Raw genomic sequence first — 13,281 nt, 5'->3', positions numbered from 1 at the left:
CTCCTTACGGGACGAAAAGTGCCGCTCCCAGTGATTACAATAGCCCTGCCGTCTTAACTTTAACAACCCGAAAACAAGATTCCCTGCGCGCCGTGCGAAGCATTTCGCATTTATTGACGAACCAGGCGGCCAAATGCCGGATGGAAATCGGTATTGGTGCGCCAGGGGTTGATATCCAGCCCGCCGCGACGGGTATAGCGGGCATAAACGCTCAGCGACTCGGGCTGACAAAACTTCTGAATATCATTGAAGATGCGCTCAACGCACTGCTCGTGGAATTCGTTGTGGTGGCGGAAGGAGACCAGGTAGCGCAGCAGCTTCTCACGGTCAATACGCGCCCCGCGGTAGCGGATCTGCACCGAACCCCAGTCCGGCTGGTGGGTGATAAGACAGTTGGATTTCAGCAGGTGGCTGACCAGCGTCTCTTCAACGATATCTTTCCCGGCGGCGCCGTCCAGGTAATCAGCGTTGAATTCGTAGCTGTCTATTACGATGTCCTGTCCGTCAATGCACTCGCCGGTGAACGCCGCGATTTCCTGGCCTTCCAGCTCGTGCAGGCGGAACAGCACCACGCTAACGTCACCCTGGGCGCAGGCGCTTAAATCACGCTTTAACGTTTCCTGCACCGTTTCCCAGTCGCTGAAACGCGTCTGGTTAAAACTGTTCAGATAGAGCTTAAAGCTTTTAGATTCCACCAGGTTGACGCTGTTCGCATCAAGCTGAACATGCCCGACGGCAACCTGCGGCAGGCCGTTGTCGTTAAGCCAGGAAAGCTCGTACAGCGTCCAGATATCGCCACCGCTAAAGGGCAGGGCCTCCGCGTGAAGGCCCAGCGGATCGCGATTGAGGCTGCGTGGCACGGCCTGCAGCAGGGCCGGTTCGTAGTTATCCTGGTAGGCCGTAGGTTTGCCCAGCGTCAGGCCGCTCAGCGCCTGGTGTTTTTCATAAGACATGTGTCACCGATAGAATGCAGGTACAATTAGCCTCTATTGTACCGCAGCCTTATGAGAGTGAGAAATTGATGGATAACGACGTGCGCCAGGCGCTGGAAGCTTTCACGGAACGTTTTTGTACCGCATGGCGTGAGCAGACCGGGGGCTGGCCCGCAAGCGAAGAGCTGTATGGGGTTCCGTCACCGTGTATCGTCACCACGACCGGAAGCGATGTGCGCTGGCAGCCGCAGCCTTTTACCCTCGAAGCCGATCTCAGTGCGGTTGAGCGCGCTATGGATATCTCTCTCCAGCCTGCGGCCCATCAGTTTTACACCACGCAGTTTGCAGGCGATATGCCAGCAATTTCCGGGAACGTTGCGTTGACGCTCCTGCAGGCCTGGAGCGAAGACGATTTTCAGCGTGTGCAGGAAAATCTCATTGGTCACCTGGTGACGCAGAAACGCCTGAAGCTGTCGCCGACGCTGTTCCTCGCAACCACCCAGGATGAGATGGAAGTGGTGTCGCTCTGCAACCTCAGCGGGGAAGTGGTGCTGGAAAAAATTGGCACCAAAACCCGCTCCACGCTTGCGCCTTCGCTGGCGGCGTTCCTGCAGGATCTCCAGCCTCAGGTCGTTTAACCCTTATCCACTGGGCTGCGTCTGTGAGAGATCTCTTACAAATGCTGTAAGAGATCGCTAACTTTTCGTGGGTTATTGGCTGACTCAATAACCTTCATATCTTTTTAAATCAATAGATTAAGCTAGCTTACAGTAACCTTCGAATGAAAGTTTTCTGGAACTTTCCCGCTGGGTGCCTTGTCATAGGGTGCTAAATATTAGATCCTATGTTCATCGACAGGGAGTCGGGTAGTGAAGGAGATGTCAGGATGATGTCACTTTGCGAAGAAGCGGATGACACCAGGACGGTGTGACAAGGAAGGCTTCAGGATGAAGCATGGAACACTCAGGAAGAGTAAAGGACACCTCCAGGACGGAGAATGAGAGCCGAATCAGGACGATCGGTGGGTCTGGAAGACTAAAGGAAAAAGCATCAGGATGATGCAGGACACCAGCAGGATGTTGGATGCAGGAAGCGCGTACGATGGATTGTAGGTCAGGAGACCACTGGACAAAGTTGTCACGGACGAGCAGGGAGCACCAAAAGTAGCCGGATTAGCTGCGAAACGAACCGGGAGCACTGTGTAAAAACAGTGCTCCCTTTTTTTATGCTTTTTTTCCGTGCGGCCGATAAGTGGTATGCTTGCCCGCAAATTTTGACTGACGTTTGAGGTTTCCATGGAACGCCATGCGCTGGTGCGCCAGCATTTACTCGCAATCGAACAGGTCCTGCGAGATCACCATCTTTGGCAGGGCGTAGCCCCGGCTCCGACGGCATTTGAAAGCGACCAGCCTTTTTGTATGGATACGCTGGAGCCGCACGAGTGGCTTCAGTGGGTGCTGATCCCCCGGATGCACGCCTTGATTGACAGCGCGCAGCCGTTGCCCTCGTCTTTCGCCATCGCGCCTTATTATGAAATGGCGCTGGATGCGGCGCACATCGGTCGTGAACCGCTGCTGGCGGCGCTGCAGGAGCTGGACGTCCTGTTCGCGGGCAGCGCCGACTGATGCTGGAAATTATCTATCAGGATGAGTGGCTGGTCGCGGTGAACAAGCCGTCGGGCTGGCTGGTTCACCGCAGCTGGCTGGACAGGCACGAGACGGTCTTTGTTATGCAGACAGTGCGTGACCAGATTGGTAAGCATGTGTTCACCGTGCATCGTCTGGACAGGCCAACCTCTGGCGTACTGCTGATGGGGCTGTCGAGCGACGTGGGTCGTATGCTCTCACAGCAGTTCGAGAATCATCAGATCCAAAAACGCTACCATGCGGTGGTGCGCGGCTGGCTGGAAGACGACGCCGTGCTGGATTATCCGCTTGTTGAAGAGATGGATAAAATCGCCGACAAGCACGCCTCGCAGGATAAAGGCCCGCAGCCTGCGGTGACCCACTATCGCAGTCTGGCAAAGGTAGAGATGCCCGTGCCGGTCAGCCGTTACCCAACGGCGCGCTACAGCCTGGTTGAGCTGGAGCCCAAAACCGGACGTAAGCATCAGCTTCGTCGCCACATGACCCACCTGCGCCATCCTATTATTGGTGATTCAAAACATGGCGATCTGCGCCAGAATCGCGGTGCGGCTGAACATTTTGGCTGCCAGCGCCTGATGCTGCACGCAAGCCAGCTGGCGCTGATTCATCCCGTTACCGGCGAGCCGCTGACGCTGCGCGCAAGGCTCGACGACACCTGGATGCGCATGATGTCACAGTTTGGCTGGCGTGGAATGCTGGGCGACATTGAAAAGGTTGAGTTTGATCCGGGCAACGGTCAGGATGGATCCTCAGAACCATAATTCAGGGAGTTAACCGATGGCTGAAGTGGGTATTTTTGTTGGCACCATGTATGGCAACGCGCTGCTGGTGGCAGAGGAGGCCGAAACGATCCTGAAAGGCAAAGGCCATCAGGCGAAGGTATTTGAAGATCCGGAGCTGTCGGACTGGCAGCCCTATCAGAATCAGCATGTGCTGGTCGTCACCTCCACTACCGGCCAGGGCGATCTACCGGACAGCATCGTGCCGTTATTCCAGGCGCTGAAAGATGACGTAGGCTACCAGCCGGAGCTGCGCTACGGTGTGATCGCGCTGGGCGACAGCAACTACGACCATTTCTGCGGCGGCGGCAAAAAGTTTGACGCGCTGCTGCAGGAGCAGGGCGCAACCCGCGTCGGCGAAGTGTTGCTCATTGATGCCAATGACCACCCTGAACCTGAAGCCGTGGCTAACCCCTGGGTTGAGCACTGGGCTACGCTGCTTAAATAATTCTCCGGCGGATGGCGCATGCGCTTATCCGCCCCACAAAACTTCCCCCAATTCCATTTTCGTGAACCATCCCCCAGCACCCTGGACAGACGCCATAAAGTGCTCAAACCCCGCCCGGCAAACTTGTGTCATTGCACGATGAGGCGCACAGGCTCCCTTCATATACTTCTAGTCGGTCAAAGAATAAACCGCAGATACCCGCTTCACCCCGCGTGTCGCTAAGATAAAAACTGCGGATAAACCGACGCATCATTCTGATTACCCTACAAAAGCTTCTCAGAATGAAATGTAGCCGAAAGCTATCATTCAGGAGTGCAACATGAACACAATTAGCCAAACGGCGAGCGTGGTCGAAAAAAGGACTAACGCCCGCTACTGGATAGTGGTGATGCTGTTTATCGTCACCTCATTTAACTACGGCGACCGCGCTACGCTGTCCATTGCCGGCTCGGAAATGGCAAAGGACATCGGGCTCGATCCGATCGGCATGGGCTACGTTTTCTCGGCGTTCTCCTGGGCCTACGTCATCGGCCAAATCCCCGGCGGCTGGCTGCTGGATCGCTTTGGCTCCAAACGTGTCTATTTCTGGTCAATCTTCATCTGGTCGATGTTCACCCTGCTGCAGGGCTTCGTCGACGTCTTCAACGGCTTTGGCATTATCGTTGCGCTGTTTACCCTGCGCTTCCTGGTGGGCCTGGCCGAAGCGCCTTCTTTCCCCGGCAACAGTCGAATAGTCGCCGCCTGGTTCCCGGCGCAGGAGCGCGGCACGGCGGTTTCCATTTTTAACTCAGCCCAGTATTTCGCCACGGTGATCTTTGCGCCGATCATGGGCTGGTTAACGCATGAGGTCGGCTGGTCGCACGTCTTCTTCTTCATGGGCGGTCTGGGCATCATCATCAGCTTCGTCTGGCTGAAAGTGATCCACGAGCCGAACAATCACCCGGGCGTGAACAAAAAAGAGCTGGAGTACATCGAAGAGGGCGGCGCGCTGATCAACATGGATCAGAAGCAGACCAAAGAGCACGTTCCCTTCTCCCAGAAGTGGGGCCAGATCAAACAGCTCATCGGTTCGCGCATGATGATCGGCATTTATATCGGCCAGTACTGCATCAACGCGCTAACCTACTTCTTTATTACCTGGTTCCCGGTCTATCTGGTGCAGGAAAAGGGGATGTCGATTCTCAAGGCGGGCTTCGTTGCCTCCGTCCCTGCGGTATGCGGATTCGTAGGGGGCGTGCTGGGTGGGGTCATCTCCGACTGGCTGATGCGCCGCACCGGCTCCCTGAACATCGCCCGTAAGACGCCAATCGTGCTGGGCATGCTGCTTTCGGTCAGCATGGTGTTCTGTAACTATGTGCAGGCGGAATGGATGGTCGTGGGCTTTATGGCGATGGCCTTCTTCGGCAAGGGGATTGGCGCGCTGGGCTGGGCGGTAATGGCCGACACAGCACCGAAAGAGATTAGCGGCCTGAGCGGCGGCCTGTTCAACATGTTCGGTAACGTCTCCGGCATCGTGACGCCAATCGCTATCGGCTACATTGTCGGGGTTTCCGGCTCGTTTAACGGCGCGCTGATTTACGTCGGCATCCACGCGGTGGTCGCGGTGCTGAGCTACCTGATTATCGTCGGCGACATTAAGCGTATTGAACTCAAACCCGTGCTGACAGGACGCGCATCATGACTACTCAGGCAAGCCCGATAGTTACCGATATGAAGGTCATCCCGGTAGCCGGTCACGACAGCATGCTGCTGAATATTGGCGGCGCGCACGGGGCCTACTTCACGCGAAACATCGTGGTGCTGACGGATAACGCCGGAAATACTGGCGTGGGCGAAGCGCCCGGCGGCGAGACAATTTACCAGACGCTGGTGGATGCGATCCCGCAGGTTGTCGGGCAGGAAGTTGCCCGCATGAATCGCGTGGTGCAAAACGTCCACAAGGGCAATCAGTCGGCAGATTTCGATACTTTCGGTAAAGGCGCCTGGACGTTTGAACTGCGCGTCAACGCAGTGGCGGCGCTCGAGGCGGCGCTGCTGGATTTGCTCGGCAAGGCGCTGAACGTGCCGGTCTGCGAACTCCTGGGGCCGGGCAAGCAGCGCGACGAGGTCACCGTCCTGGGCTATCTGTTCTATATTGGCGACCGGAACAAAACCGATCTGCCCTATCTGGACGGAAGCAAGGCCAGCCACGCATGGTACGAGCTGCGCCATCAGCAAGCGCTGACCAGCCAGTCGATTGTGCGGCTGGCGGAAGCGGCGCAGGACCGCTACGGTTTCAAAGACTTTAAGCTGAAAGGCGGGGTTTTGCCCGGCGAACAGGAGCTGGACGCCGCCCGCGAGCTGAAAAAACGTTTCCCGGACGCGCGCATTACCGTCGATCCGAACGGCGCGTGGCTGCTGGATGAAGCTATAGATCTTTGCAGGGGCATGGGCGATGTTCTGTCGTACGCCGAAGATCCATGCGGCGCTGAGCAGGGCTATTCCGGGCGTGAGATCATGGCGGAGTTCCGCCGCGCCACGGGTCTGCCGGTGGCAACGAATATGATCGCCACCAACTGGCGTGAGATGAACCACGCCGTGATGGTAAACGCGGTGGATATCCCGCTTGCCGATCCGCACTTCTGGACCTTAAGCGGCGCGGTTCGCGTGGCGCAGCTGTGCGACGACTGGGGCCTGACGTGGGGCTGCCACTCGAACAATCATTTTGATATCTCGCTGGCGATGTTTACCCACGTAGGTGCTGCGGCACCGGGCAGGCCGACCGCCATCGATACGCACTGGATCTGGCAGGAGGGCGATCAGCGCCTGACGAAGTCCCCGCTGCAAATCGTCAACGGCAAAATTGCCGTGCCGGATGCCCCTGGCCTGGGCGTTGAGCTGGACTGGGACCAGGTGCAGAAAGCGCATGAGGTTTACAAGTCGCTGCCGGGCGGGTCGCGTAACGACGCCACGGCCATGCAGTACTTAGTTCCCGGCTGGCAGTTCGACCGCAAGCGTCCCGCTTTTGGCCGCGGATAAGACATTTCGATTAAAAAGGAATTAAAGATGAACACTTCAACTTCTACTCCCGTCGTCACCACAATGCAGGTCATTCCCGTAGCCGGTCACGACAGCATGCTGATGAACCTGAGCGGCGCGCACGCGCCGTTCTTCACCCGCAATATCGTTATTATCAAAGATAATTCCGGGCATACCGGCGTGGGTGAAATTCCGGGCGGCGAAAAAATTCGTAAGACGCTGGAAGATGCCGCTGCGCTGGTGGTTGGTAAAACGCTGGGCGAATACAAAAACATTCTTAATGCCGTACGCCAGCAGTTTGCCGACCGTGACGCCGGTGGCCGTGGCTTACAGACGTTTGACCTGCGTACCACTATCCACGTGGTGACCGGCATTGAAGCCGCCATGCTCGATCTGCTCGGTCAGCACCTCGGCGTGAACGTGGCCAGCCTGCTGGGCGACGGTCAGCAGCGTAGCGAAGTGGAAATGCTGGGCTATCTGTTCTTTGTCGGTAACCGCAAAGCCACGCCTCTGGCCTATCAGAGCCAGCCGGATGAGAAATGCGATTGGTACCGCATTCGCCACGAAGAGGCCATGACCCCGGACACCGTGGTGCGCCTGGCGGAAGCGGCCTATGAAAAATACGGCTTCAACGATTTCAAACTGAAGGGCGGCGTGCTGGCCGGCAGCGAAGAAGCCGAGGCGGTTACCGCGCTGGCAAAACGTTTCCCACAGGCTCGCGTGACGCTGGATCCAAACGGCGCCTGGTCGCTCGACGAAGCCATCGGGCTGGGCAAACAGCTGCGCGGCGTGCTGGCCTATGCTGAAGATCCGTGCGGTGCAGAGCAGGGCTATTCAGGCCGTGAAGTGATGGCGGAATTCCGTCGCGCCACCGGCCTGCCAACGGCTACCAATATGATCGCCACCGACTGGCGTCAGATGGGGCACACGCTCTCCCTGCAGTCCGTTGATATCCCGCTTGCCGATCCGCACTTCTGGACCATGCAGGGGTCGGTGCGCGTGGCGCAGATGTGCCATGACTTTGGCCTCACCTGGGGTTCACACTCCAACAACCACTTTGATATCTCGCTGGCGATGTTCACCCACGTCGCGGCGGCGGCTCCGGGCAAAATCACCGCCATCGACACCCACTGGATCTGGCAGGAAGGCAACCAGCGCCTGACCAAACAGCCGTTTGAAATTAAAGGCGGCATGGTGCAGGTGCCAGCGAAGCCGGGCCTCGGCGTCGAGCTGGACATGGATCAGGTGATGAAGGCCCACGAGCTTTATCAGAAGCACGGGCTTGGCGCACGTGATGATGCGATGGCGATGCAGTATCTTATCCCTGAGTGGAAGTTTGATAACAAACGCCCTTGCATGGTGCGTTAAAACGGAGCCGGTGCCGTCAGGCGCCGGACACCCCATCCCCACATCGCGACGGACGGCATATGAAGATTGTAATCGCACCAGATTCTTACAAAGAGAGCCTCAGCGCTCTGGAGGTGGCGACACAAATTGAGGCCGGTTTTCGGGAGATCTTCCCGGACGCCAGCTACGTGAAGCTGCCCGTTGCCGATGGAGGGGAAGGGACGGTAGAGGCGATGGTTGCCGCAACCGAAGGGAGTATCGTCGAAGTTGAGGTAACCGGACCGCTGGGAAAACCCGTTGATGCCTTTTATGGGCTGTCCGGGGACGGAAAAAGTGCGTTTATCGAAATGGCGGCGGCAAGCGGCCTGGAGCAGGTGCCCGCCGCGCAGCGTAACCCGCTGCTGACCACGTCATGGGGCACCGGCGAGCTTATTCGTCACGCGCTGGACGGCGGCGTTAAGCACATTATTATTGGCATCGGCGGCAGCGCCACCAACGACGGCGGCATCGGTATGGTGCAGGCGCTGGGCGCTAAGCTGGTGGACAAGCAGGGGCAGGCGCTGGGCTACGGCGGCGGCGAGCTTGAGAAGCTGGCAGGCATCGACATCGGCGAGCTGGACAAGCGCCTGCAGGAGTGCCGTATTGAGGTCGCCTGCGACGTCACCAATCCGTTAACCGGCGAGGACGGGGCTTCCGCTGTCTTTGGCCCACAAAAAGGCGCAACGCCGGAAATGGTGAAGCGGCTGGATGAATTCCTCGCGCACTACGCCAGGATTATTGCCCGCGATCTTGATAAGGACGTGCTGACGCTGGACGGCGGCGGCGCGGCGGGCGGCATGGGCGCCGCGCTTTATGCTTTCTGCGGCGCGGAGCTGCGCCAGGGAATTGAAATTGTTACCGAGGCGCTGGGTCTGGATGCGCTGGTGCGCGATGCGGACCTGGTGATCACCGGTGAAGGACGAATCGACAGCCAGAGCATTCACGGCAAGGTCCCGGTGGGCGTTGCCAGAGTAGCGAAACGCTATGGGAAGCCGGTAATTGGCATTGGCGGCAGCCTGACGGCGGACGCAGGCGTGGTGCATGAGCACGGCGTGGATGCCGTATTCAGCGTGCTTTACACCATCTGTACCCTGGAAGAGGCGCTGGACAACGCCGGGGCTAACCTGCGCATGGCGGCAAGGAATATCGCCGCGACGCTCGCGATAGGGCGTGCTTTATAACGCTTAGCCCATCGTGTAAAAATCAGGCAACCTTTTGCTCGTGCATTTTCCGGTAGGCGGAAGGGGAAGTATTATATTTTTTGCCGAAAATCCGCGTGAACGATTGCTGGGAATCAAAGCCGTAACGCTCAGAGATGTCGACGATACGGTCGTTGGTGTTCAGCAGATCTGCCGCCGCCAGCATCAGCTTGCGGTCGCGGATCCAGGTGCCCATGCTTTTTCCCGTGGTGCTGGTAAACATTCTCTGTAAGTACCACTTCGAATAGCCGGAGTGCTTCGCAACGTCCTCGATCCTCAGCGGTTTATCCATATTTTCTTCAATCCACTCAATCAGGGATTCCATGAAGTTTGCGGGCATAGACATACTTCCTCCGGGTTAATGCGCTTGTCATTGAGTGAGTGAGCACTCATTATAGGAGGCGGTTGTTCACCGTCAATGACATTTTTGTCAGCAAAATGTTAATCGTTGCGTGGGTGCGGACGTTTTAACATAGTTGCTCCGGCGTCAGGGAACATGGTTTAATTTTGAGTAAATTCGCAATATCTGTGAGGAAATGTGGCTCGTCCAAAAAGTGAAGACAAACGAGTAGCGCTGCTTGAGGCCGCAAAGCTAGCCGTGGCTGAATTCGGCTTAGGGGCGGCGACGTCTTTGATTGCCAAAAATGCCGGTGTCGCCGAAGGGACGCTGTTTCGTTACTTTGCCACGAAGGATGAGCTGCTGAACGGGCTGTATCTGTATCTGAAAACGAGCCTCGGTGGGACGATGATGCAGAATTTTCAGGCCGACGCCTCGGTTAAAGAGCGGGCGCGTATGGTGTGGAGCAGCTTCATCGACTGGGGGCTTGTTCATCCCCAGGCCAGCAAGGCGATGCGTCAGCTGGCGGTGTCGGATAAGATCACCCAGGAAACCAAAGACAGCGTTGCGCGTGTTCATCCTGAACTGCGCAAGCTTGCGGAAGACTGCATTACTAATGAACTCTTATCCTGCGGGCAGTCGGCCTTTGCCGACGCTATTTTTTTCTCCCTCGCGGAAACCACCACCGAATTCGCCTCCCGGGAGCCGGAAAAAGCCCAGGAATATAAAACCTCGGGCTTTGAGGCGATGTGGCGCGCTATGTCGCGAAGTTAGCCAGCATTTTCTGGGCTTCTTTTGAGACGTTAGCCATTTCATCCAGCAGCTCAAGCAACTCCGGCTCCAGCTCCTGCGGGGGCACGCCGCTGCGCATCTCGTGCTCCAGCGTCATACAGATATTTTTTAGCTTCGGTACGCCGCTGTAGCCGCAGCTGCCGTGCAGCTTGTGAATAATGTCGACCAGCCCTTCAGGCTCCTCCCCAACCAGCTGTTCCTCAACGGTGTTACGTACCTCCGGCAGGAAGGCGAGCAGCATTTGCAGCATGTCCCGTGCGAGATCGGGCTTATTGGCCGCCTGCTGTAACGCCAGCGGCCAGTCCAGCGTCTGGCTGGCCTGCAGGCTCTGCGGCGGAATATCCGGGGTCATTGCCGGGTGAGCGGCCACGATGCTGCCGGGCTGGTAGCGGGTGAGCAGATTAACCAGCTTCTGCTCCTCAATGGGCTTGGCGAGATAATCGTTCATGCCGGCGCTCAGCAGTTTTTCTTTCTGACCGGCCATGGCGTGGGCGGTCACGGCAATCACCGGCGTCTGCTGGTGGTGCGGCATCTGGCGGATCAGCTCGCAGGCGCGAATGCCGTCCATTTCCGGCATCTGAATGTCCATCAGGATGATGTCTATCTGCATCTGCTTGGCGCGGTCAATGGCCTGCAGACCGCTGTCGCACAGCACGACGTTCTGCACCTGGTCTTCGAGCAGCGCACCGATCAGCTTCAGGTTTGCCGGGTTATCGTCCACCGCCATCACCGTCATTGGCAGCTTGCCCGAGTCGCTGCCGTCCACCAGCGCTGGCGTTTTGCTGAACGAGCGGTCCGCCAGTATCGGCAACAGGCGGGTGGAGGTGATTGGTTTGAGCAGGCAGCCCGCCACGCCTTTGCTCTTCAGGTCTTCCGCGCTGACCTGCGCGTGGCATGGCAGCGCCAGGATCAGGCAGTCCGTCATGGTCGTCGCCTTCAGCAGCTTCGGATTCTCCATGCTCAGCGTGTCGCTGAAGGTGATCGGGATGCCGATCAGCAGGATGTCATAATGCTCGTCCGGCAGCGTGGTGAACGACGGGCTGTAGACCACCGTTAGCGGCGTGCTGGAAAGCAGATTCAGCGTGCTTTGCGCCGCTGCGGCGTTTTGTTCAACGTAGGCGATGCGCTTCCCGGTCAGGTTTTCGGTCGAGTGGCCGTCGAGCACCGCGTTAGGGTTCAAATCCAGATTGATGTGGAACCAGAAGGTCGAGCCGCGGTTTGGCTGGCTGTGGAAGGAGATATCGCCCCCCATTTCGTTAACCAGCTTCTGGGTGATGACCAGCCCCAGCCCGGTGCCGCCGTGGCGGCGGGAGATGCTGGCGTCCGCCTGGCGGAAGGCCTGGAACAGCCGCGACTGCTCGCGTTCGGGAATGCCGATGCCGGTATCGTGGATCTGCATCTCAACCTGGACTTTATTGTTGCCCAGCGACCGCTTCTCAACCAGCAGGTCGATGTTGCCGCTTTCGGTAAATTTAATCGCGTTGCCGACCAGGTTGGTGATGACCTGCTGCAGACGCAGCGGATCGCCAATCACGTTGTCCGGCACGTCGTTTTTAATATTGAGCGTCAGCTCCAGGCCTTTGTCGTGGGCGGCGTGGGCGAGCAGGGTGACGACTTCATCCAGGGTATTACGCAGCGGGAACGGGATGCTTTCCAGAATCAGCTTCCCGGCCTCGAGCTTGGAGAAGTCTAAAACGTCGTTGATGATGGTCAGCAGGTTGTTCGCCGAGCGTTCAATGGTGTGCAGATGGTCACGCTGGGTGGCGTTAAGATCCGTTTTTAGCGTCAGGCGGGTAAAGCCAATCACGCCGTTAAGCGGCGTACGCAGCTCATGAGACATGTTGGCGAGGAATTCGGACTTGATGCGGGCCGCTTCCTGGGCACGCTTCTTGGCCAGATCCAGCTCAACGTTCTGGATTTCCATCTGCTCAAGGGTTTCACGCAGGTCCGAGGTGGCCTGGTCAATATTGTGCTGCATCTCCTCGTGATAGGCGGTCAGGGACATCGCCATCGAGTTAATGCCGTTCTTCAGCATATCCAGCTCGCCGAGCATAAAGCCCTCGACGCGGCTGTCCAGCTGCCCCCGGCGGATACGGTCAACCGTGTTGACCATGTTGCGAATTGGGCTGGTTACATCGCGCATCAGGCGGTAGGCAAACAGCATCGCAATCCCCACGCAGAACAGCATCATCATGGTGGAAATGAAAATTTCCCGATACTGCTGCAGGCGAACCGACTTCAGGTCCAGCTCCATCGCGACGTAGCCGAGGGTATTGCCGTCCTGCTTGGCGTCCACCACTGCCGACTCGTCCGGCGAGTAGCTTTCGGAAATGATTGGCGTCCGCAGGATTATCACGTCACCTCTGCGCGTGACGCTCAGGCTGTGGGGGATTTTTTCACCGGCAGGAAGCTGCAGAACGGACGGGCTAAGCTGGAAGTTTGAGGTGACAAACAGCTTGTTGTTCTCATCGAATACCGAGATGGCGCGGACGATATCGGAGTGGCGACGGTGCAGGACGCTGACCAGTTCGCGGATAGACTCCCGGCTGTGGAAGTTCATCCCGTACTCGCTCGACACGGCAAGCGGTTCAATAATGCTGGTGCCGGCATCTTCCAGCTGGCGCTGTAAGTCATTGTAGCGGTGGACAACAAAGAAGGTACTGAGCAGCAAACCGATCATCAGCGTCGGAGCCAGAATCAGGATCATCATGCGTGCCCGCAGGCTGTAGTTGGTCATGGGGTTC

12 protein-coding genes are annotated in these 13,281 nt (G+C 57.7%); 9 read left to right on the top strand and 3 right to left on the bottom strand.

The genetic code is table 11. The features are described 5' to 3' along the window. Nucleotides 1–110: 110 nt before the first annotated feature. Entirely contained in the window at nt 111–953 is an 843-nt protein-coding gene (gene queF / locus AAE045_RS00705; RefSeq protein ID WP_455546052.1) for an NADPH-dependent 7-cyano-7-deazaguanine reductase QueF, read from the bottom strand. A gap of 68 nt (nt 954–1,021) precedes the next feature. Between queF and syd the strand changes: the two genes are divergently transcribed. The 8 genes from syd to AAE045_RS00665 all read left to right on the top strand — a co-directional run bounded on the left by syd (nt 1,022) and on the right by AAE045_RS00665 (nt 9,390). Then, nucleotides 1,022–1,570, top strand: a complete 549-nt coding sequence (gene syd / locus AAE045_RS00700) for a SecY-interacting protein (RefSeq protein ID WP_455546051.1) — start codon at nt 1,022–1,024, stop codon at nt 1,568–1,570. A 657-nt stretch (nt 1,571–2,227) separates the two neighbouring features. After that, nucleotides 2,228–2,557 carry a YqcC family protein gene (locus tag AAE045_RS00695; RefSeq protein WP_455546050.1) on the top strand — a complete coding sequence of 110 codons (330 nt, stop codon included), beginning with the start codon at nt 2,228–2,230 and terminating at the stop codon, nt 2,555–2,557. Further along, nucleotides 2,557–3,339 (top strand): tRNA pseudouridine(65) synthase TruC, encoded by a 783-nt coding sequence (truC, locus tag AAE045_RS00690; RefSeq protein WP_455546049.1) that lies wholly within the window; start codon nt 2,557–2,559, stop codon nt 3,337–3,339. Before AAE045_RS00695 ends, truC begins: the two co-directional genes overlap by 1 nt. 16 nt (nt 3,340–3,355) lie before the next feature. Continuing rightward, the gene (locus AAE045_RS00685) at nt 3,356–3,805 is read left to right on the top strand and encodes a flavodoxin (RefSeq protein ID WP_455546048.1); all 450 of its coding nucleotides are present in this window, start codon (nt 3,356–3,358) and stop codon (nt 3,803–3,805) included. Between the two features lie 319 nt (nt 3,806–4,124). Beyond that, nucleotides 4,125–5,486: an MFS transporter gene (locus AAE045_RS00680; protein ID WP_455546047.1), complete on the top strand. Its 1,362-nt coding sequence runs from the start codon at nt 4,125–4,127 to the stop codon at nt 5,484–5,486. Then, nucleotides 5,483–6,823: an enolase C-terminal domain-like protein gene (locus tag AAE045_RS00675; RefSeq protein WP_455546046.1), complete on the top strand. Its 1,341-nt coding sequence runs from the start codon at nt 5,483–5,485 to the stop codon at nt 6,821–6,823. The genes AAE045_RS00680 and AAE045_RS00675 overlap by 4 nt, the downstream gene beginning before the upstream one ends. 27 nt (nt 6,824–6,850) lie before the next feature. Then, complete coding sequence (gene gudD, locus AAE045_RS00670; RefSeq protein WP_455546045.1) at nt 6,851–8,191, top strand: glucarate dehydratase; 1,341 nt, start codon at nt 6,851–6,853, stop codon at nt 8,189–8,191. 59 nt (nt 8,192–8,250) lie between these two features. Further along, complete coding sequence (locus tag AAE045_RS00665) at nt 8,251–9,390, top strand: glycerate kinase (RefSeq protein WP_455546044.1); 1,140 nt, start codon at nt 8,251–8,253, stop codon at nt 9,388–9,390. Between the two features lie 22 nt (nt 9,391–9,412). Here the strand turns inward: AAE045_RS00665 and AAE045_RS00660 are convergent, their stop codons facing one another. Then, nucleotides 9,413–9,754, bottom strand: a complete 342-nt coding sequence (locus tag AAE045_RS00660; protein ID WP_455546043.1) for a helix-turn-helix domain-containing protein — start codon at nt 9,752–9,754, stop codon at nt 9,413–9,415. 192 nt (nt 9,755–9,946) lie between these two features. Here AAE045_RS00660 and AAE045_RS00655 point away from each other — a divergent pair, with 192 nt between their 5' ends. Then, nucleotides 9,947–10,519 carry a TetR/AcrR family transcriptional regulator gene (locus tag AAE045_RS00655; RefSeq protein WP_455546042.1) on the top strand — a complete coding sequence of 191 codons (573 nt, stop codon included), beginning with the start codon at nt 9,947–9,949 and terminating at the stop codon, nt 10,517–10,519. Here the strand turns inward: AAE045_RS00655 and barA are convergent. Further along, a complete protein-coding gene (barA, locus tag AAE045_RS00650) occupies nt 10,503–13,274 on the bottom strand; it encodes a two-component sensor histidine kinase BarA (protein WP_455546041.1) in 2,772 nt (923 codons plus the stop codon). The genes AAE045_RS00655 and barA overlap by 17 nt on opposite strands. Nucleotides 13,275–13,281 lie beyond the last annotated feature (7 nt).

The organism is Dryocola clanedunensis (genome assembly GCF_038405435.1).
GTDB classification, from domain to species: Bacteria; Pseudomonadota; Gammaproteobacteria; order Enterobacterales; family Enterobacteriaceae; genus Dryocola; species Dryocola clanedunensis_A.
This window is presented reverse-complemented; position numbering and strand designations above follow the sequence as displayed.

What these genes read in the sequence shown, in the direction of transcription:
- queF (WP_455546052.1), bottom strand. Translation starts at nt 953, where the DNA reads ATGTCTTATGAAAAACACCAGGCGCTGAGCGGCCTGACGCTGGGCAAA.
- syd (WP_455546051.1), top strand. Translation starts at nt 1,022, where the DNA reads ATGGATAACGACGTGCGCCAGGCGCTGGAAGCTTTCACGGAACGTTTT.
- AAE045_RS00695 (WP_455546050.1), top strand. Translation starts at nt 2,228, where the DNA reads ATGGAACGCCATGCGCTGGTGCGCCAGCATTTACTCGCAATCGAACAG.
- truC (WP_455546049.1), top strand. Translation starts at nt 2,557, where the DNA reads ATGCTGGAAATTATCTATCAGGATGAGTGGCTGGTCGCGGTGAACAAG.
- AAE045_RS00685 (WP_455546048.1), top strand. Translation starts at nt 3,356, where the DNA reads ATGGCTGAAGTGGGTATTTTTGTTGGCACCATGTATGGCAACGCGCTG.
- AAE045_RS00680 (WP_455546047.1), top strand. Translation starts at nt 4,125, where the DNA reads ATGAACACAATTAGCCAAACGGCGAGCGTGGTCGAAAAAAGGACTAAC.
- AAE045_RS00675 (WP_455546046.1), top strand. Translation starts at nt 5,483, where the DNA reads ATGACTACTCAGGCAAGCCCGATAGTTACCGATATGAAGGTCATCCCG.
- gudD (WP_455546045.1), top strand. Translation starts at nt 6,851, where the DNA reads ATGAACACTTCAACTTCTACTCCCGTCGTCACCACAATGCAGGTCATT.
- AAE045_RS00665 (WP_455546044.1), top strand. Translation starts at nt 8,251, where the DNA reads ATGAAGATTGTAATCGCACCAGATTCTTACAAAGAGAGCCTCAGCGCT.
- AAE045_RS00660 (WP_455546043.1), bottom strand. Translation starts at nt 9,754, where the DNA reads ATGTCTATGCCCGCAAACTTCATGGAATCCCTGATTGAGTGGATTGAA.
- barA (WP_455546041.1), bottom strand. Translation starts at nt 13,274, where the DNA reads ATGACCAACTACAGCCTGCGGGCACGCATGATGATCCTGATTCTGGCT.